Source organism: Bacillus sp. DHT2 (genome assembly GCF_026241455.1).
GTDB classification, from domain to species: Bacteria; Bacillota; Bacilli; order Bacillales; family Bacillaceae_G; genus Bacillus_A; species Bacillus_A pseudomycoides.
Genome location: NZ_JAPHWH010000026.1, coordinates 1 through 20,455, shown reverse-complemented (window position 1 = coordinate 20,455; position 20,455 = coordinate 1). Strand labels below are relative to the sequence as shown.

Below are 20,455 nucleotides of genomic sequence, written 5' to 3'. Positions count from 1 at the left end.
TTTCTACTAGTTTTAATACTTATGATTTTGAGATTTCCCTCATAAAGTTCCTTCTTTTTTATAAGGTTGAAATTTAAAAAAATATATAGAATTTCTTTTAATTTATATAAAAAAAAATATCTTTTGTATAATTAAACTTTACTTTTTTATAAATTAGGTTTAATATAGGTGTTAAGAAAGGAAGGTGTTAACTATGAAGGAAAAATATGGAGATTCTATAGTGAATAAAGTGTACGAATATAGAGTGTTAAAAAGAATGTCACAAAAAGATTTAGCTGACGCTGTTGGAGTCTCTAAACAAACGATATTTGTTATGGAAAAGAATAATTATTCTCCTTCACTGGTGTTAGCATATCGAATAGCTAATTATTTTGAGGTTGATATAAACGAAATATTCTCTTATGTAGGAAAGGAAGATAATAATGCTTGATCTATTAAACAACTGGATGTTAGAAAGCACAGACAATTTCAATATCGTTGTAGGTTTTACAGGCCTTCTATGGGTGGGTTCAATAATTGTACTTTTTATTATCGGAAAAAAATTTGGTCGACCAGATGAAAGAACAAATGGTATTTATTTTAAAATTATTTTTGTTATGTTTATTGCTCAACTTGTAATGCATGGCGTCTTTATTTCTTGGGTAAATAAAGATATGTATTTCCGTCAATTTTCTATATTATTTGAAGCTGTTGTATTTTTCGTTGGAGCTATTTATTCTGTTAGATTATACAGACAAGAATTCAAATAATTTATTTGAAAAACAATAAAAAAACAGTAGTGATTTTATGCACTACTGTTTTTTTACTTCCTCTTTCCGAATGTAAACTTTTAGATATTTGTTTACATTCAAATCCTCTAAAACATTGACTTTATCCCAATTCCCCTGATATCATCAAAATTAGCAAGAAAAGTATACATTCAAAACAATATAAATAAAGAGGTACAGAAACACATGAACAAAAAAACACATCTCATTGATGTCCAACCCATCCGAAGTAAAGATCAGATTGAAGATATGAAATGGGCTCTTAAACGTCACTGTTCAGAAAGAGACTACATCTTATTCACGATTGGGATCAATACAGGTCTACGAGTAAGTGATCTACTTCAATTAGAGACTCATATGATTTTAAAATTAAAACGAAAACGTAGAAAAGAATTAAAAGTAAAAGAGGGAAAAACGAAGAAAGAACGGATTATTAATCTTACTTCTATTTTTGACGAAGTATATCAATACGCCCAAACAGTAGAAAATACCTGGTTATTCCCTTCACGTAAAGGAAATCAACCCATTAGTAAAATCCAAGCCTATCGACAATTGCAAAAAGCCGGTGATTTTGCCGATGTAGAATCTATAGGAACTCACACAATGCGCAAAACATTCGGCTATTGGTTCTATAAACAAACAAAAGATGTCGCTATGTTGCAAGACATACTCAATCACAGTACACCACAAATTACACTCAAATATATTGGTATCAATAAAGAAGAAAAAGATAATATTCTCGATAACTTCCAAATTTAAAAAACTATAAATAATTTAATATCTAGAATTCCTTAATAATAAAGACTAAAAAAGCTAATCAATAAAATACCAACTTTTTTAGTCTTTACTTATTAAAAATCTATTCGAGAGGAAGTATATACTTCTTTACCTTATTACCGTTTTTTTCCATGCATACTAATTCAACTTCATCATTATTATCAGAAACTCTTTCTTTTGGTAGTGTCATTTCTACAACACCATCATAAACTTTTAAAGGAATCAAATTAGAAACAGGCTTTGGAAACTCTGTTGTTTTTATTCCATCCGTTTGATTTGCTCCTTGAAGATGCGGATTTATATATAAATAATAAAAGAAATCATCATCTCCACGAGTTAATTTTTGAATTTGCATTTTAACATCATATGCATATTCTGAAGATTTTTCCCTTTTAACAAATGATTTCACTGTAAACTTAAATTTATCTGTTTTTACTTCTTGATTAAAACGTAATTTTTCTATCACAATTTCAAAATCTTTAAATTTATTATTCACATGATTATATTGAAATACAATCATAAATATCAAAGGAAATAATAATAGTAACCAATATTTTTTTTTCACAAAAAAACCTTCTTTCAAAACTTAAATGACAATCTGTCCTTGGTTGATCTTTATTATTTGATCTGAAATTCTTTTCAAAAAATCCTTATCATGACTTGATACTAAAATTGTTTTACCTTCTAATTTATATTTAAGTAATAAATCACATAATTTATTTACACTTTCTTCATCTAGAGCATTAGTAGGTTCATCTAAAATTAATAATTCAGGAGATCCTAAAATAGCTTGAGCAATTCCTAATTTTTGTTTCATTCCTAATGAATATTTTTTTACTTTTCGTTCATCTTTAGGATTTAAACCAACCATTTCTAAAACAGTATCAATACTCTCCTTATTGGAAGGCCCTTGAATAGATGCTAATAATTTTAAATTCTTAAATGCAGAAAATTCTTCAATAAACCCTGGATTTTCAATTAATACTCCAGCAGATACAGGGAAAATTTCATCAGTCTGCAATTTTTTTTGATTTATATAAATTTCTCCCTTATCCAACTTTATTAAGCCTAATATAGCTCTAAACAACATTGTTTTGCCTGAACCATTAATTCCTTGGAACCCATGAATATTCCCTTTATCTAAAGATAAAGATATATCATTTAATACAGTATTTTTTTTCAAACATTTAGTAATATGACTAATTTCTATATATTTCATAATTAAGTACCTTCTTTCGAATCCAAAAATTCCAAATGATTAAAGATATAATAACTAATACCTAAAAGAATAATTATTATAATAAAAACTCCTAAAATTGGTTCCCAAATCAATAAATTAGACGATAGATTAATTCTACTTACCATACTATAATTCAATGGGTTCAATGGTATATAAACCATCATAATAAATACAAGCAATGATATATTTACTAAAAATGAATAAATCGCCGGTAATATTAAATTACATAAAAAATAAATCATATTTAACAAAACAGTTACTAAAAATTGAATAATAAACAAATACATATAAAGAAAACTAACAGAAACATTAGACATATCAGGTAAAAATACCATATCATTAATATTCCCTATATATTTAGTAATGATTGAAATGAATATTGTGGATATCCCAAAAAATAAAAGATTAAAAAATAAAGAAAAGACTAGTAAAACAACTACCTTACTAATCCATATTTTTTTCCTAGAAATTCTTTTTATCAATATATACGGAGAAAAATTAAAAATATCATTCTTTAAAACATCACTTAAAATAAAAGAACTAGATAAATGGAATACTAACCAACAAATTGGAAAAATAAAAATTTTATTATCCAATTGTTCTTTCGATATACCTTTAAAGAAATACAACATAATATCTAGTGAAGATAATTTATCAAATTGATAATGCAAAATAAAAACTAACAAAAATAATATAGATATAACAATCAAAAATCTTTTATATATATGACTAACAATAAATTGAATATCTCTTTTTATTAAATTTAGAAATGTCATGATAAATATTCCTTTTTCATAGAAAATAAATAAAATACACTAACTAATATTAAAACTACTCCAATTAAAGAAAAAATCCCAAAGTAATGAGATAAGATAGACTGATCTATATTCACTTCAAAAGATTTACCCCAAAATAAAGATAAATTAAATTTACTACTTAAATAATTTTCAATAAATGAAATAAATAATGTAACTATGAAAGCTATAAAACGATTATTTGTTAATACTTTTACAATTAACCATATTAAACATATACATACTAATCCTAACAATATAGACATGTATAATTCACTAATAAAAAACACATAAACATCATCTATATACCTATCATTATAAATATAAAAAATATTAGTCAAACTCATAACCACTATGAAAAATAAAAGAAAAGTTAATAACACTAAAAAAGTATTTATTAATCCTATTACAAATTCATAACTTTTTCTTCTATATGCAACAATTTCATTTAAACCAGTTGATTGAAAAATACCTAATTGCAACAATACTATAGGAATAAAAATATATAAATACATATACCTATCTTGAATTATTTCTATAACATTGAAAAAATCTATTGTCTCATGCAATTTTATTTGATGAAAAAAAGAATACTCAATAAAACCACTTAATAATAAAAAACTAAAAATATTCATCTTCCAAGAAGACCAAAACTTTATAAACTGATTTATAAACAAACGATTAATTAATATCATAAGATTTAACTCCAACAAAATATATTACACAAGACACCAAAAATAAAATAATTCCTACACCAAAAACAATCCATATATTAATAGGTAAAACATTCGCATTTTCCGGTAAAAAGAAGAAAGGTGTTATTGCTTTTTCAGAAAAAATAAGCATATTTATAACTAATAACCCAATCTGTACTATAAATCCACCTACAAGAACAATAAACTTATTCTTTATCCAAAAAGAAATACTTAAAGAAAAGACAGCAAAAATACCTCCAAATATAGAGCAAATTAAAATATTTAACATCATATGAATAAAAGGATGATTATAATACAAATCAACTAATATTGTCGCACCACTATTCATTCCAATATTTCTATTAACAATTTCATCAGGTAACAAATTAGGTAAAAATAAAAAACTTCCTAAAGCATTTATCAATAATGAAATAGCTATTACAATAGATCCAATTAAAAAAGTTACTACAAATAACCCTGAAAAATATTTTTTCTTAGTAGTCTTTATTAAAATTATATTAAGAAGACCACTTTCTTTATCATCTTTAAAAAGAGTTGATACAGGTAAACTTGAAATCAATGGTAAAACTAAGAAAAATAAAATAGGAATAACACTTGTAAAACTTGCAGACATCCACGAAGTATAGGGCGTAAATATAATATTATTAAATTTCATCAATGGAATAACATTTATTATTAAATGTGTAAATGAAAGAATCAAACCTATAAAAAGAGCATAATAAAAATAACTTCTTTTTACACGTAAAAACCAAAATTGTATCATTATTTTTATATCCTTTCTAAAATCATAAGGTAAGGGAACCATTAAAATTAATTAATCATTAATAAAATAAATAATAGCAAATAATATTAAATACTGTCAGGACTCCAAACACCAGATGATTTTCCGTTCCAATATCTTGATGAATCAATTCTCACAGAGATACCAGGCTGATACCATTCTACAGCTTTATTATATAATTTCGTTTTATCACCTTTTTGTACTTTATATGAATGTCCATCAGAAACATCTCGACCATCATATAAAGCAGCCCAAATATTCATGTAACCAATATCAGTTGTTTTTTGAACATAATTATAATAAGCTGTTTTATTGGTTTTATATCTAGCTGGAGTATGATCATACGGGCTATTCCATTGATAAACATTTGACCAAGGTGAATCGTCTGAATTATCCGCTAATGCAGGGACTGCAGAACCAAGAATTGCAAAAGAAAGACCTAACATACATAATTTTTTAATTTTTTTCATTTAAAATTCTTCCCTTCTAGTTCCCTTACCAAAAGCTAGTATACTATTGTTTTATCGTTATATTAATTTTTTTATATATTCAAATTTTGCTTCTTTTTTTTCATTTAACCTAATCTAATATTTTAAATAAAATCCTAATAAATTATATATAAATAACAAAATAACAGTAGCAAGGGAATGCTTGTATCCTGATCTGTACTGCATTCCCTTATTATATGTATGCTATATTCTTATTCGCCTTTTTCTAACAATAGAATCACGAATCTTAGCGAAGACATTTGTTTTTGCCCTGTACTGGGGTCCGTCCTCGCTTTTTATTCCACGGTTCCCTTGACCACGAGCCTCCGAACCCTCAAACTCCCAAAGCTAACCCCCAGCGGGCAAAAACCGCCCTTCTGGGGCCACCTCTGGCGAGTTTGCATGAGGGTTCCCCTCATCATCAAGGAACTTTCGCGGCATAAACGCCAGGACTCAGCAAATCACTTCCAAAATTGATACCATTTCTTTTCATTACTTGCTGCAACTATCTGTTTTACTTCTTGAAGTTCTCGCATAACAGTCATAACCGCTTTATCCCGATCAGTAACCTGTTGTTTTTCTATAGTATTAGAATGAGTCAATAACTTTTGTTGAGATTCCAATAAGTTTGTTAGTTTAGCTATTTGCTCATTTTGATTCTGTAATTGTTTTTGTTGCAACTCTACTGTATCTTTTAATTCTCTCAATACTCCTTTTAAATCATCAGATCCAGGAGTTATAACAGTCATATCTGTATTATTAACTGTTAATCCTTCTTCTTCTAAAAGTAATTTGCAAGCATCTTCCAATGTAACTTGTGGCATACTTTTTAACTCTACTAATCTTTGTAATAACCTAACATCATAATCATCGAAAATAATTCGTTCTCGTTCATCTCTTTTAAAGGCATAACAGTTATAACTCTCAATTAATAAGTAATATTTTTTAACCGTAGAAGGTGATATTTTTAATCTTTTTGCAACCTGGGATACATTTTCATAAATAATAGGTGTCATAATAGTCATAACCTCCTTTTCAATATTTCAAATTCGTTATAACAGTTATAACTCCTTTATCTTAACACTTCAAATAAATTCAAATTAAATCAAACTTAATTCTTCATTCTCAATATTCATTAGATCTTGTACTTACTAAATAGATAGTTTTCATCTCTTTTTTCTTCTTTGATATCGACTCTACTCAAATCAATAAAAAGCATACAAATAAATTAACATTTTGTTTTTTAATATAATAATTTTTGACTAAAAAACAAGCTACTCTATAAAATTGGAAATTTTGGATCAAAAAAGAGAGAAGAGCATAAGGAGTTTTTGGGCCCAACTAGGGGTTGGGACTAGGCAAAGCCTAGTTTAAACGTGGGTACACGAAAATTTCCAGAATGTTGACTCGCGGTCGACTCAAATTTTCCCAATTACACGTATTTTTCGTTAAAAGTAGAGTCGAGGTGTACACAAGGTATCCTTCATAGCATCAAATGTGCACCTGCTGTAGACAGTATATTTGGTTCTGGTGCAAAAACCATTTGATAGAGATATAGAACCTACATGGCCTATTCAATGACAGATTATGATGCAATTCCAAATAACTTATGTATGAACCCAACTTCATTTTGAGCAGACTTCACCTGTAGGTTAAGTTGTCCTTTTTTCATCATATGCATGGCTTCAACGCCGCTCAATATAGAAGTGGCTGTTTCATACGATTTGAATCCTAACATAGAACGTACACGTTTCTTAATGAAACGGTGATCCTGTTCCACTATATTATTGAGATATTTAACTTGCCTTATTTGTATGCCTTCAGGCATATGTTTCTCTTCTTTTAACTCTTGAATCGCTACGGGATAGGCCGGGTTCTTGTCTACTGTTATAACACGAGGTTTACAAATATGAGAAGCAGCCAAGGCTTTCTTGAAAAAGCGCTTGGCTGCTTGTTTATCTCTTGATTTACTTAGATAAAAATCAATGGTATTCCCTTCTGAATCAACGGCACGATATACATACATCCATTGCCCTTTCACTTTAATATAAGTTTCATCGACTCTCCATGAATCATTTGTTGTTTTAAGATGATGTCGTACTTTCTCTTCTAATTGAGGTCCATATTGATGAACCCATCGCATAATCGTTGTGTGAGCCATGGATAAGCCTCGTTCCTCCATCATTTCCACCAGGTTACGGAAGCTCAAATTGTACCGTAGGTACCATCTTACTGTTAATAAGATTAGTTCCGGCTGGTAATGCTTCCATTTGAACAAATTTTCCTTTTCCATATCGATCACACACCTTTTTCTAGAGTAATACTATCAGTATGTCCAAGGTTAGGAGATTACTTGCATGTATCTTGAATTTCTTGCACCGGAACCCTCATGTACTTGTTCCATCGGAACCCATTCTCAAGGTGTCTTCGCCATGTACACATTTAATCCCACTACAATTTTACTTGTCTCTGATTACGTTCTATTTTTAGATTTTTCTTTTTCTGTGATTTTCGCTCGTCGTTTTTGAAGTTGTTTTTCAGTTAATCGATTAACAATGACGCATGCAAACAGTTGTTGTTTATCACCAATATAAGTATTTTTTAATTCAAATGTTTCTCCAGGCTGTAATTGTTTCAAAATCTGTTCGAGAAGTTCTCCTAGGCAAAGCTGGATAAAAAAGCCTTGATTCACCATAATACGTTTTTGTTACTTTTAAGTACATCTGTTCCGATTGCTCTTAGAAATCCCTATTACGTCTCCAACAACAGCCAGTTTCACTTTCAAAGGATCTAATCCCCGCATAACACAAGCACAACTGGCGAAAAATGAACAAAGATCGATACAGAATATCATTCGATTCATGCATTTTGAGTAATTGGACATCATTTCACCCCCCCAAAAACAAAACATACGATCTCGTTATAAACACATAATTTAGGTCTATTCAATCCCTTAGTAAATAAGTGTTTTTTATTTTTGATACGAATTATGGTACATGAAATTATAAAATGTTATATTCTTAACTAATTGAACGTGAAGTGGTGCAATTAGAAGAAAAGGCACTCATTAAGATGCCTTTTCTTCTTTGGAAATAATCTTTTCATAATTAGTTTACATTCCAGCATCTTTATTATAAAAAACTAAATGAGCCATACAATAAAAGTTGCATGGCTCATTTAAAACTCTTTTTATAGGGATTGCAGCATTTCTTATTTCAAACCGAAATTACGTGACAATTCTTCATCATGAGAAGTAACAGCTTCCGCAATTCTTGAAAGTTGAACATTAATCTTATGTAATAATTGTTAGAAGTTTTCTATTTTTGGTCTTAGTTTGTTAATTTGTCTCAAATATTTTAACGTTGTAAATCCGCATTTTCCTGACGTTACCCCGTTTTATATCTTTAAATTAACATCACCTAAAGCAATAGGTTATAGTTAAAAATAACGTCAAAATAACACTTATCAATAGTATAACTACGAAACTAAGTGATATTACAGAATTAAAAATTAATGTAAGCCCCCATAAGCAACCTATGGAAACAACAACTCCAATTATTACTACCACTAGTATTATATCTAAATGTTTATTTTTCACAATAACTCTAATAATAAAATCTAATACAATAGAAGTTGTAATAATCATTAAGCTCAATAGTACTAAATTATTCTGATTGTAAGGTTGTATATGCCCTGGTAAAAGTAAATTGATGACACGTAATATAAAACCTATGACTGTTATTGCAACAATGGTAAGGATGAGTCTTTCTATCAACGCATAAACTATTACTCTTATTAGTGGACGTCCTTTTTGAATAGATGTAAAAATCCCTTCTAACACGCTGAGTATATAGATAATTAGAATCCAAAAATTCAGATACATGGGTGTATTTAGAGTAATTATATCCCAACCAATTTGAATCATCTCTCGAAGCATATAAAAATCCTTTCTTTAATGTTATTTTATTAAAAATGCACTTTCCCAGGTACAATTAGGATTAATAGTGGAAAGAAGTGATAATAAAATACCTGTAGTTCCTTCAATTAATCCTACTTTTGTATAATTTTGTATTTCTTTATGACTTGAATTAAACTCAGAGTCATAAAAATTTAAAGGCGCTAGTGTATCAAAAGTTTCCAAAAGTTTATAAACCAATTCATTTCTATGTATTTCTAAATCTACATCTCCTGATACTCTCCACATTTCCTGTGTTAATGACAATAGACCTGCATATCCATGACAAAACGTAGATGAATAGATTCCCCACGTCTCAGGCGAACGTTGGAAAGTAGATTTACATAGAGACAAAGCTTCAAGTTTTAAATCATTTCTATTTAGAGTTTCCCCAGCCAACCATAAAACTCGAGCAACTCCTGGTGAACCATAACACCAAGCATCTCTATGTTGAAAACCTCCTGTATATGAATCTGCTAAATAATCTTCTAAACTAATAACATTTGGTATGAATTTCACACCTTTTTCTTCTTGAATCCAACCTATAAGCCATGTAGCGATTTTCTCAATTGCTTCGTGATGATTAGAGACTGTTATTTTATGCTGGCTAGCAATTGATAAGAAAGATAAAATCCCAGATACTCCGTGTGATAATCCGCAATTAAAGATTCCATTAGGATGAAGTTTTTTTTCACTTTCTAAAAATAAGTTATCTTTGGATAGGTACCAGGAAGGTATTAGAAAATTATTTATTTGTTTATTTTCACTAAGTTTCACTATATATTCTAGTATTTGTTTTAAAGCTATCTCAATTTCGGGTTCATTTGAAAACAATAGTAATGAACGTCCAATTCCAGTCCATCCACTTATAACATCATAATCCTCCATTTTTGCTCCATCTTTTGTCTTCATGAATGAATCCTGTAACATAGTAGGATAAACCTCTAAAAAGAATTCTTTTAATTGTGTTAAAAAATTTTGATACCTAGTTCCGGATCTGGAACATGCATTTATTCCCATCATAATACCAGTTAACCCATTAAACAAGGATAAAGAGTTTATTGAACCAGTTTGTAAATTATTTTGTATACGTTTTAAATATTCAAGTGCAGCTAAGTCCCAATCTCCTTCTGGGTTTATACGATCTAATTCGCCTAATAGTAAACAGATACCTGGATACCCAGAACCAAGGGAATTACTATAAAGTTCTCTTGAATCTGGATCTATATTTTCCATCATAAGCTGTTCAATTTTATCAATATCTTTAAATTTTTCAGCAGTAGAAAGAACAATATTCCATATACGTTCTTTCAGTTGCTGATCTTGTATAAGAAAAGAATTTTGTAATTTAACCATTGTTTACCTCCGGTATAGTTATTTATAAAAAAGTAATTTTTCCTAATTAGTTTGTAATTCTACATTATTACTTAGAAATGCTTCTGCTTGCATATTGTATAATTCAGCATAAATACCACATTCCTTAATTAAGCTATCATGATTACCAAATTCCTTAATTTCACCGTCTTCCATTACAATAATTTTATCTGCATATCGGACAGACGAATATCGATGTGAAATAAATATTCCAATACGATCTTCAACAAGTTGTTTAAAACGATTAAATACATCTTTTTCAGCTTCTGGATCCAGGGCTGCACTTGGTTCATCCAAAATATATATATCAGCATCTCGCACAAATGCTCTAGCAATAGCAATCCTCTGCCATTGTCCGCCTGACAATTGGTAACCATCATCAAACCATTTACCCAGTTGTGTATCCAATTGTTTTGGTAACTGCTTGACTAGCGAAGAAATACCAGCATTCTCAGCTGCGTTATATAAAGATATATCGTCTTGTAAAAATTTTGTATCTCCAAACCCTATATTATCTCTAGCTGATAGTTCAAAATGCACAAAATCTTGAAAGACAGCTCCTATTTTACTGGTATAATCTAATGGTTCAATTTCAGTAAGCTTTCGTCCATTTACTAATATTTCTCCACTATAATTCGTATATAATTGTAATAGACATTTTACTAATGTAGACTTTCCAGAACCATTTTTTCCTATTATCGCTACAGTTTCACCTTTTTTTAAAGAGATATTTATATTACGTAAAGCTCTTTTGTCTGTATTAGGATAAGTAAATGTTAGATTACAAATATCAATGGTATTAATTTTCTCATTGAACGCTGTAGGAATATTAGCAAGGTTCGATTGTTTCTTCTGTTCCTCCGGCAAATCTAAAAAAGTAAATAATTGTTGTAAATATAAATTATTTTGACAAAAAGATAATATAGCCCTTACAATACCTTGAGACGCAGAAAGCGTATTGGTACAAGCTTGAATTAATCCCACTACATTACCGATTAAAATTTGCTTTGTAAAAGCTGAGAGTGCAATTAAAAAAATTATACATCCCATTAAAAGTTGATTTATAAGTTGAAATACAAAAGAAAGTCTCAGTCGTCTTCTAGCCAATTCCTTATCTTGATTTAAAAAATATTTATTAATTTTTTGATAACGACTTATTAGGTGCTTACCTAGCTGAAACAATTTAATTTCTTTAAATGTTGTATCTTTTGTTGTTAGAAACGATAAATACCATGATTCCCTCTCTCGATGTGCCCGATCATAGTGTACTTTGAATTCTAATTGCGCCAAGCGTAAAAACCAATAGAAAAAAATAACTGGTGTGAAAATTAGAACACTTGCAACCCAAGCATTCCATGTAAACACAATTATTACGGTAGAAACAAGTGTAATACACCCACTATATAAAGTAGTAATTCCACCTAAAATTTGATATGGCCGATAACTAGCCTCAGATTGCGCTCTTTTTAATAGATTTTGAACTTCCGAATCTTCAAATTGGCTTAATGATAAGGATGTAGACTTATTCATTAAATTTTCATTAATTCGAATAACTAACATAGATTCAAATACAGTATTAATATAATCTTCAATTGTACTCAAAATCTCATTAAATAAACCAATTCCTACAAGGATTAAAATTGCTATAGTAATCGGTTCAAAATTACTTTCATTTTGCGAGAGAGCCACGGTATTAATTAGTTTTTGAGTTGCAAGTAACATAGCTGCTGGTATAAAACCTTGTAAACCATTAATAAATAGAACTAGTATAAAAAAAGCAGGATGGGTTTTCCATAACAAATGGAAAACCCTTGGTAAAAACTTAAAAGATCTAAATACTTGTGATATATTTAATTGTTCATCTTCTTTTATCATATTATGCATGAGCAATTTCCCTCGTATAACGTAAGTTTCTTAAAGTATGGTACGCTAAAGTCATAATTTTATCTTCTCTTTCTCGGTCAATACCAACTAAACGATTTAAATGTAAATGAATTACACTAGCAACAATATCATTGAAATCATTACTTAAATTGTCTGCTAATTTAACTTGATTAATTGCTGCTAGGTATTCCATGGTGGTTTCATTTCTTAATTTCAATAGTCTGTATAGTGATTCCCCTTCTGGAACTGATCGAAGTGTTTGCCAATCATCCTGTGAATTTCCATATTTCATATACGTATTTCTATTTTTTCGGAACTCCTTTAAGTGCTTTTTATAATCCACATAACGTTCTAACCATGCTAATTGTTCTTCAAATGATAAATTAAATCCTTCTAAATAATGTATGGTACTAACCACACCAAATAACTCAGTACTTACTTCTGGTGTATCTGTTTTTTTCCATTTTAACCATTCTAAAACGATATTACTATCAGTGTAAAATAGCTTTTCTGCATGCCCTATTAAGGCATTTCCACCATATCTCTCTATTTCTGGGTCATATGCATCTATTACCAATCTATTTAATAATCCTTTAATTTTTAAATCATTGGTCCAAGTAATTATTTCTGGGATACCTTGATGTATAAGCAAATCAGGATCTCCATGAAAGCGTAGTCGAATGTGAGGCTCAGGATCTGAATAGCGCATAAAGAATAAATAGTCTGCCCAATTTTTATCCTTACAATTTTCAATCCATGGTTTCAATTCTTCACTTAAGAATTCTTCTTCTCTCTCACTCATTCCATAAAGCTTTATAAATAACCAATCACTCCCTAGGAATTTTACTCTTTGTTGATACGGAATGTAGGCATTTCTTCTTATATAGTTATTATCTAGCGATATTTGTGAAGTTGATTTTGAAACTTCTTGTTTACGTACTAATGGAAATACACCTTCCATGATATATTTACCATCTGAACCTTCTACCCAATGAGCATCTATATCTCCCTCAATTTCAATTAATTTTAACGCTCGATCTTTTCCAACTTTATCTAACTCTTGTTTTACAATCTCAAGATGTAAAGGATTATTTAGATCTAGTAATAATCGGTTATCAAATTCTACTAAATAAATATATTGAGGAACATTCCAATTTTTTTGCCATTCTTTGAATGCATGAGTCCATTCTGTAAAACTATTATTATTTACATTTAAAAAATCATGTTTTAACAACCACCTAGCAGGTGACAAAATGACTTTACCTAATCTAATTCTTGGTAGCATAGGAGAATCTTCTAATTTACCAAAATTAATTTTTGACCAGGATCCCTCTCGCTCTTGAATAATATCACTCAGAAAACGAAATATACTTGGCCCTAACTGAGTGTTCAACATATGACTTGTGGTTGGTATAATTTCTCTATCTAATTTTTTAGAGTAGATATAAAAATGATTATGGGCTGCTCCAATATATAAGTCTGAAAGTGGAATAACATGAGATTCATCTTTAGAGGCCATAGTTCCTATTGCAATTTCATATGGTTTAACACTTCCTGTTGTTGCAATATTAGCTGTACGACCCTTGTTAGGTAAATAAACTAATTCGGCATGGATTGCTTCTTTATAAAACAAATTATTTTCCTGTTGCACTTTTTTTAATTCGCTTCTCAAAGAATCGTCATCACTGAATAAATCCATGAAACGACCAAATGTTTGCCCAACAGCATTTGAACCAGGATTTGGGCTCAAAGTTAATTGATAGTTACCTGCATCAATTTCCTCAGAACTGTTAGAGGCTAATGTAAAATATAGTTCCATAGACGACGCTTTGATATGTTGAACTTTTTTATTGGAATCCCTAAGCTTTGCAAGCTTCTCATCGGTTAGATTAATTTCGTGTTCTCTATTATAAATTGCCTCCAATGCCCAACTTGTAATTAACTTTTGCTGATTACTTTCTTCACCATGTATAGGGTGATATAAACCATTCCTATGAGATGATTCATATGTGGCTGGTACACCTAATCCCATATCTCTATCTAGTAATTCTAACAATGGTACCTCTTGATAAACGCCATATTTTTCTATAAAGGCATTTCGATATTCAGTAAGAGGTGAATAACTATTTTGTAAACTAATCTCCCAAAATAGATTAGCTACACTCTCAATTTCATTTTTTATGTTTTTATTAAGATTAATTTCATTATTATCTCCAAGTGCTAGATCCACTTGTATGTTACTTGTTGTATTCTCTACTAATTTACTCATTTTTGAATTAATATGATTATATAATTTTTCCCCTTTACCAATACTGGTGCTATTGTAATCGCTTATTAAATTAGAAATTTCCCCCAGACTTTTTTTGAACTCATCTATTCCTTCTATGGAGGATATTGTGTTCATCAAATAGTCGAATGTTGATGTATTAACTAAAGGAGGTCGTAATTCAGTTAATAAGATTTCTTGAGTTATTAATGTCTTAAGAAACTCCTCTATTACAACTAAAGGCACATCCTCATACTTTTTTTGCAGTTGAAGCTGTAGCTGAGAAAACGTAATAGAGTTTTGAGTCAATTTTTTTACTTCTTCAAGGGCATCTGAAAAACGCACATTAACACTTTCAATTTCTTCTGCCTCATTAGATTGTTTCCCTAGCATAGTATGATATGACAATTTAAGACGATCGCCATGTATATATGTAGCTTGGTTAAAGAAAACTTTAACCTGATTAATAACCATTGGATTGCTCTCTAACAATTTTATTATCTCATATAACCATTCCATATCTGGACGCACTCTTTTTTTAAATTGATTGTAGTTTGTTAATTTCACCTTAGTATGAGTAGCAAAATCACCTTTTGATACTCCCGCAAATAACCCATAGGGAGTTGGACGTGTCATCATACGTATTAAAAAACGTATAAAGCTGAATAATGCTTGTTTCTTTTTCTTACTGTCCTTTTCTTCTTGAATATGTGGTAGAGACTTACATAAGCTTGGACTAGCTACTGCAATGGCTTCCCTAATTAAAGGATCTTCTATTAACTTAACAATTTTTTTGTTTATATTTTCTAATTTTTCAACATCTGATTTCCCATCCGGATTAAATACTTCTAAATATTTATTAATTGGCAGTAATGGGGTCCTTAACATAAAAAAGTCTTGGCATTCAAATTGTAAATTTGAATGTGTATTTGAATTTGACAATTAATATCACCTCGATTAAGTTTATTGTTTAATTTAAAAGACAAATAGAAGTCTGACTGTTTTTTATTTTCTCTATTAGTATAATATTCTTTTTATTACAAAAAAAGTATTGACTTTTTTTGGATATAAAGGTAAATTTATGAGGTGGAATATTCCATATAATGGATTATTAAGAAAATTCATTTTTTGTTATTACTGCAAATAAATACATTTATTACAAAAAAGTATTGACTTGTGGAAAAAAATGGTTTTAAATTTAGTAGACGGAATATTCCGATAAAAAATATTTGGAGGAATTAACATGGAAAAAATTAAAGCTTTTGATCTTGATGTGAATTTAAAAACTAAGGCTGCTGGTGATGTATCACCTCAAACTTGGACAACAATTGGCCAAACAATCAAACAATCTATTAAAAATTGCAAAACTTTCACTTGTGGTTGCTCACTTGTGTCTTGTTCTAACTGTAACTAATTTCTAAATACATTTAGAAATTAATTATCTTTCAACGTTGAAGATATCCTATTTTCATAATATTAAACAAGCACCTCGTTTATAAAATTAAAAACGAGGTGCTTGTTTTCTGATTAATCTACTAATTAAAATATTTCACAGGAGTATAGTTAATGAATTTTTCTAAAAAACTTTTTCTTATGTTTATGTTAGCATTTGTATTTAGCAGTATTACGGATATTAATTCTGCTGCTGCAGATAGCAGAGGTAATTCTATATTTATTATATTAAAGAACACAAATTCAACAAATACGATAAAAGAAGCCGTACACCAAGAGTTTAAAAATGTAAAAATAGAACAGATACCTGAAATTGGTACTATTAATTTAAAAATGAATAATGATTTGAATACGAAAAAAATAATAGATTTCATAAAAGAAAAATTCCCAAATGATATTGAGGATTACGGAACAAACACCTATGTAACACCTGTATCTGAAAACACTAATAATACTCGTATTCATAAAACACAAGAGCATATGAGTTTATCATCAAATGCTCTTAGTACTCAAGAACAATTCTATCAAAATTTCACATGGCATATCTCTAATGTAACTAATAACTATAAATCGTATGACATACAAAAGGGAAATAAAAATATTTTAATAGGTTTAATTGATAGCGGAGTGGATATTACACATCCAGATTTACAAAGAAGTATAGATGTAACCAAAGGAAAATCATTTGTTACAGGTGATCCAACACTTGAAGATAAACTAGGGCACGGTACACAAGTTGCTGGAATTATAGCAGCACAAGGAAATATAAAAGGGATTGCTCCAAATACTACAATCATACCTTATAAAGTTTTTGGTACAGGAGATGGAGAATCTGATTGGGTAGTTAAAGCAATTATTCAAGCAGTTAAAGATGATAATGATATTATTAATTTAAGCTTAGGTACTTTCAAATCTATTAATAATAAATCAGACAAGGCAACTATTAAACTATATAAAAAGGCAATCCAATATGCTCAAAAAAATGGAGTATTAGTTATTGCTTCAGCTGGAAATGATAGTATTGATTTAAGTCACCCTCAAAAAATCGAAGAAAATGGTAATACTACTTCAAAAATTCAAATTCCAGCGAGTTTTACTAGTCCTATCATAGTATCTTCTACGGAAAAAAGTGGTAAGTTTGCTCGCTATTCAAATTATGGACAAACAATAGATTTTTCTGCACCTACAGGATACTTCGGAAAAAAATTCGATACTGAACAAGAACTTGATATACAAGAGATGATTTTAGTAACACATCCTGTTACACTAAATAATACTGAGCTAGATCAAGCTGTTGGAATCCCTAAAGGGTATTCATTATCCTTAGGAACCAGTTTAGCAGCGCCACAAGTATCTGCGACCGCAGCACTCATTATCTCAAGATATAAAGAAATTCATCACAAGAAACCGTCTATACAACAAATTAATTATTTTTTACAAAGAGGGGCGAAAGATTTAGGTCCTAAAGGAAAAGATATTTACTTTGGTTATGGTCAAATTAATACATATCAAAGTTTAGTTCATATAAGATAAGCAATGGGACTCTATTGTACAAACCTAACTTATTATATTACTCAGATGCCGTTTGGCATCTTTTTTCGGTTCTGTTGCAAAGTTTCTAAAACGAAGCTATACTCTAGAAAAAGGGAACAATTCCAAGTTTAGGTATTTTTTGTTGTCTACAATAGCAATATTTCCGTTTGTTTGTTTGCTTGGTTGTGTATGATTTAACTTTATTCTTTTTAGAATTGAAACGTGGCATATCATTCTGTTTCTTGAAAAAACGTGAAAAAGCATCTGCGAGACTTTTCAATGTTGATCGAAGAGCAATACTATCGACTTCTTTTAACCCAATCGTATCCTGTTGCTTCTTTAATTGAGTTAGCTCAGCAGAGTAAGAAAACAATTAAATACAAATCGACTGCAACCGATGGTTTTAGCAATTCATATTTCCTGTTCCTTATTTGGATAGATACGAAATTTATATGCCTTATTTACTAACATGAGTTGCACCTCACTTTTTAAATTTTTGAGGAGGGAATCTTCTGTCGGAACATGATAAAGAAACTACCAAAATATTCCTTTATAATATAAAATCATGGATAAAATATGAAAATTTGCATATTTTATCCATGATTTCATTAATGTGGTAAGGTAATACAGAAAACATTTTCGGAATTTTTTCACAATTATCAATTAGATATTTTTCACATAATAATGGATAACATCCGTATTTTGAATTTGACTATTAATCTATAACAATTAATATAAAAAAGACAAAAGAAAAAGAAGTTATTTCATACTTTGGCCGGTACAGAACAACTCCCAATGAATTAAAACGCTTCCTATAAATTTTGTTTTATAAACTTATTACATATAGTGTACATTTTCCATAGCGAATTTTCAAGAGGTGTAGTTTCTTATAACTAAAAATAGAAAAAATGCTTTTTCTTTTTGTCTTTAAAAGGAGAGAAAATATCATGAGTAATATAATTAAAAGACGTCATACAAATCAATATGCTCAGATACACAATAACCCATTACAAAATGACTTAATTGATTTACGAGCAATTGGGCTCCTTTCTCACCTTATGAGTTTACCAAGTGATTGGATAATTTATAAAACACAATTATATAAAAAGTTTAGTAGAAAAAATATAGATGCAGCTTGGAAAGAACTTGCAAGTAAAAACTATATAATTGGTTTTAATTGTTACATAAATGGAAAAAAACAATCCTTTTATAATGTTTCAGATATTCCATTCATTTCCGAAGAATTTTCCGCGTTCATTCTAGAATCAATATCGGAACTAATAAATTCGGGATCTTCCGTCAAATCTTTGAGCTTAATGAATGGCGGAACCCTTGATATCCCTCAAGATTTAACTGATGTACTAAATGTACATCAGTCGAAAGTTCTAAAAAAAATTACTACTGTACCGACAGTACAGTACTCTCAGTACTGTACTGTCGGTACAGCTACAAAAACAATATATACAAAAGAAAAAATAACAAATATTGATGATGAAGATATACCGAACGTTTTACATTCAGATACAAAGGATATTCAAAATTCAAAAATTATTAATGCAACACAAATGAATACTGTATATACACCATCTTTATCTGATGACGATATTTTATGGATTACCAATAAAGTTCGAGATATTTTTAAAGGTAAAATACAAAAGAGATCATTTGATTCTGTATTAAAAAAATGTATTAATAACTATAAAAAAGGTACTGTACCAAATTATGAAAATTACTTAATTACATCCATAGAAAATAAGATAACAGATCTTGAACTTCGAAGAAAACAAGAGAAAAAATTATTAGATTTAATCCCTAAATCTAAACAAAAGAACAAGAAAACAAATAGACAAGAGATGATTCCTGAATGGCTACATAAGCAAAAAAATGAATACCCAAATGCAGTTGAAATACAACAACATTCAGAGAAGGATATAGAAACAGAGCGCCAACAGTTATTAAAAGAATTACAAAAGTATCAACGATAACAAAAAAATGAAAAATAGCAAAATTTCGACTAGCTTAATTTTCATTGAACAAAACATAATATTCTAGCCTTCAATTGATAAAAAGCTAAACCCCCTTGGTATATAAGGGGGTTTAGCTTTTTATTTTATAGGAATATCCTTTGCAACAAGATGCAATTATATTTTAGCGTATTCGCATCTTGTAGCTATTATTATGTATGCCATATTCCATAAAATAATTACAAAAAATCTCTTATTCTCTTTATCTATTTTTATTCTATGCACCATTCAAGGTGAAGGTGTATAAATTTAATTGAAAGGGTTCTGGTGCAAAAACCATTTGATAGAGATATAGAACCTACATGGCCTATTCAATGACAGATTATGATGCAATTCCAAATAACTTATGTATGAACCCAACTTCATTTTGAGCAGACTTCACCTGTAGGTTAAGTTGTCCTTTT

The 20,455-nt window shown here is 29.4% G+C and carries 18 protein-coding genes and 5 pseudogenes; 7 read left to right on the top strand and 16 right to left on the bottom strand.

Going from position 1 to position 20,455, the window contains the following annotated elements:
- Positions 1-193 precede the first annotated feature (193 nt).
- The 3 genes from ORL93_RS29310 to ORL93_RS29300 all read left to right on the top strand — a co-directional run bounded on the left by ORL93_RS29310 (position 194) and on the right by ORL93_RS29300 (position 1,526).
- Positions 194-430: a helix-turn-helix transcriptional regulator gene (locus tag ORL93_RS29310; RefSeq protein WP_098116921.1), complete on the top strand. Its 237-nt coding sequence runs from the start codon at positions 194-196 to the stop codon at positions 428-430.
- A complete protein-coding gene (locus tag ORL93_RS29305) occupies positions 423-749 on the top strand; it encodes a 6-aminohexanoate hydrolase (RefSeq protein ID WP_265960206.1) in 327 nt (108 codons plus the stop codon). The genes ORL93_RS29310 and ORL93_RS29305 overlap by 8 nt, the downstream gene beginning before the upstream one ends.
- A 204-nt stretch (positions 750-953) precedes the next feature.
- Positions 954-1,526, top strand: a complete 573-nt coding sequence (locus tag ORL93_RS29300) for a tyrosine-type recombinase/integrase (RefSeq protein ID WP_265960205.1) — start codon at positions 954-956, stop codon at positions 1,524-1,526.
- A gap of 100 nt (positions 1,527-1,626) precedes the next feature.
- Here ORL93_RS29300 and ORL93_RS29295 read toward each other — a convergent pair whose 3' ends face one another.
- Positions 1,627-2,109: a hypothetical protein gene (locus ORL93_RS29295; RefSeq protein ID WP_265960204.1), complete on the bottom strand. Its 483-nt coding sequence runs from the start codon at positions 2,107-2,109 to the stop codon at positions 1,627-1,629.
- Between the two features lie 21 nt (positions 2,110-2,130).
- The gene (locus tag ORL93_RS29290; protein ID WP_265960203.1) at positions 2,131-2,763 is read right to left on the bottom strand and encodes an ATP-binding cassette domain-containing protein; all 633 of its coding nucleotides are present in this window, start codon (positions 2,761-2,763) and stop codon (positions 2,131-2,133) included.
- 384 nt (positions 2,764-3,147) lie between these two features.
- On the opposite strand from ORL93_RS29290, the gene ORL93_RS29285 reads away from it, so the two are divergent.
- Complete coding sequence (locus ORL93_RS29285; protein ID WP_265960202.1) at positions 3,148-3,447, top strand: hypothetical protein; 300 nt, start codon at positions 3,148-3,150, stop codon at positions 3,445-3,447.
- Positions 3,448-3,556: 109 nt separating this feature from the next.
- On the opposite strand, the gene ORL93_RS29280 is transcribed toward ORL93_RS29285, so the two are convergent.
- The 12 genes and pseudogenes from ORL93_RS29280 to ORL93_RS29230 form a co-directional block, all read right to left on the bottom strand.
- The gene (locus tag ORL93_RS29280; protein ID WP_265960201.1) at positions 3,557-4,273 is read right to left on the bottom strand and encodes a hypothetical protein; all 717 of its coding nucleotides are present in this window, start codon (positions 4,271-4,273) and stop codon (positions 3,557-3,559) included.
- Positions 4,260-5,057 carry a hypothetical protein gene (locus ORL93_RS29275; protein WP_265960200.1) on the bottom strand — a complete coding sequence of 266 codons (798 nt, stop codon included), beginning with the start codon at positions 5,055-5,057 and terminating at the stop codon, positions 4,260-4,262. Before ORL93_RS29275 ends, ORL93_RS29280 begins: the two co-directional genes overlap by 14 nt.
- 86 nt (positions 5,058-5,143) lie before the next feature.
- Positions 5,144-5,545, bottom strand: a complete 402-nt coding sequence (locus tag ORL93_RS29270) for a hypothetical protein (protein ID WP_265960199.1) — start codon at positions 5,543-5,545, stop codon at positions 5,144-5,146.
- A gap of 479 nt (positions 5,546-6,024) precedes the next feature.
- The gene (locus tag ORL93_RS29265; RefSeq protein WP_265960210.1) at positions 6,025-6,579 is read right to left on the bottom strand and encodes a DUF3967 domain-containing protein; all 555 of its coding nucleotides are present in this window, start codon (positions 6,577-6,579) and stop codon (positions 6,025-6,027) included.
- A 569-nt stretch (positions 6,580-7,148) separates the two neighbouring features.
- Positions 7,149-7,856, bottom strand: coding sequence for an IS6 family transposase (locus ORL93_RS29260; protein ID WP_040118712.1), 708 nt, complete (start codon positions 7,854-7,856; stop codon positions 7,149-7,151).
- A gap of 126 nt (positions 7,857-7,982) precedes the next feature.
- Positions 7,983-8,213, bottom strand: a pseudogene (locus ORL93_RS29255) (IS4 family transposase); the annotation flags it as partial.
- Between the two features lie 102 nt (positions 8,214-8,315).
- Positions 8,316-8,447: pseudogene (locus ORL93_RS31345) on the bottom strand (Y-family DNA polymerase); the annotation flags it as partial.
- A gap of 326 nt (positions 8,448-8,773) precedes the next feature.
- Positions 8,774-8,911, bottom strand: a pseudogene (locus tag ORL93_RS29250) (WXG100 family type VII secretion target); the annotation flags it as partial.
- A 67-nt stretch (positions 8,912-8,978) separates the two neighbouring features.
- Positions 8,979-9,488, bottom strand: a complete 510-nt coding sequence (locus ORL93_RS29245) for a hypothetical protein (protein ID WP_265960198.1) — start codon at positions 9,486-9,488, stop codon at positions 8,979-8,981.
- Between the two features lie 33 nt (positions 9,489-9,521).
- Positions 9,522-10,874, bottom strand: coding sequence for a lanthionine synthetase C family protein (locus ORL93_RS29240; protein ID WP_265960197.1), 1,353 nt, complete (start codon positions 10,872-10,874; stop codon positions 9,522-9,524).
- A gap of 42 nt (positions 10,875-10,916) precedes the next feature.
- Positions 10,917-12,767 carry an ABC transporter ATP-binding protein gene (locus ORL93_RS29235; protein WP_265960196.1) on the bottom strand — a complete coding sequence of 617 codons (1,851 nt, stop codon included), beginning with the start codon at positions 12,765-12,767 and terminating at the stop codon, positions 10,917-10,919.
- Between the two features lies 1 nt (position 12,768).
- Positions 12,769-15,984 (bottom strand): lantibiotic dehydratase, encoded by a 3,216-nt coding sequence (locus ORL93_RS29230; RefSeq protein WP_199668462.1) that lies wholly within the window; start codon positions 15,982-15,984, stop codon positions 12,769-12,771.
- Positions 15,985-16,285: 301 nt separating this feature from the next.
- Here ORL93_RS29230 and ORL93_RS29225 point away from each other — a divergent pair, with 301 nt between their 5' ends.
- Together ORL93_RS29225 and ORL93_RS29220 are read left to right on the top strand one after the other, a co-directional pair.
- On the top strand, positions 16,286-16,456 hold the full coding sequence (locus ORL93_RS29225) for a lantibiotic paenibacillin (RefSeq protein ID WP_265960195.1): 171 nt from the start codon (positions 16,286-16,288) through the stop codon (positions 16,454-16,456).
- Between the two features lie 152 nt (positions 16,457-16,608).
- The gene (locus tag ORL93_RS29220) at positions 16,609-18,027 is read left to right on the top strand and encodes a S8 family serine peptidase (RefSeq protein ID WP_199668464.1); all 1,419 of its coding nucleotides are present in this window, start codon (positions 16,609-16,611) and stop codon (positions 18,025-18,027) included.
- Positions 18,028-18,136: 109 nt separating this feature from the next.
- Here the strand turns inward: ORL93_RS29220 and ORL93_RS29215 are convergent.
- Positions 18,137-18,498, bottom strand: a pseudogene (locus ORL93_RS29215) (helix-turn-helix domain-containing protein); the annotation flags it as partial.
- A gap of 476 nt (positions 18,499-18,974) precedes the next feature.
- Between ORL93_RS29215 and ORL93_RS29210 the strand changes: the two are divergent.
- Positions 18,975-20,012, top strand: a complete 1,038-nt coding sequence (locus tag ORL93_RS29210; protein WP_199668465.1) for a hypothetical protein — start codon at positions 18,975-18,977, stop codon at positions 20,010-20,012.
- A gap of 361 nt (positions 20,013-20,373) precedes the next feature.
- On the opposite strand, the pseudogene ORL93_RS29205 reads toward ORL93_RS29210, so the two are convergent.
- Positions 20,374-20,455 (bottom strand): annotated as a pseudogene (locus tag ORL93_RS29205) (IS6 family transposase); the annotation flags it as partial.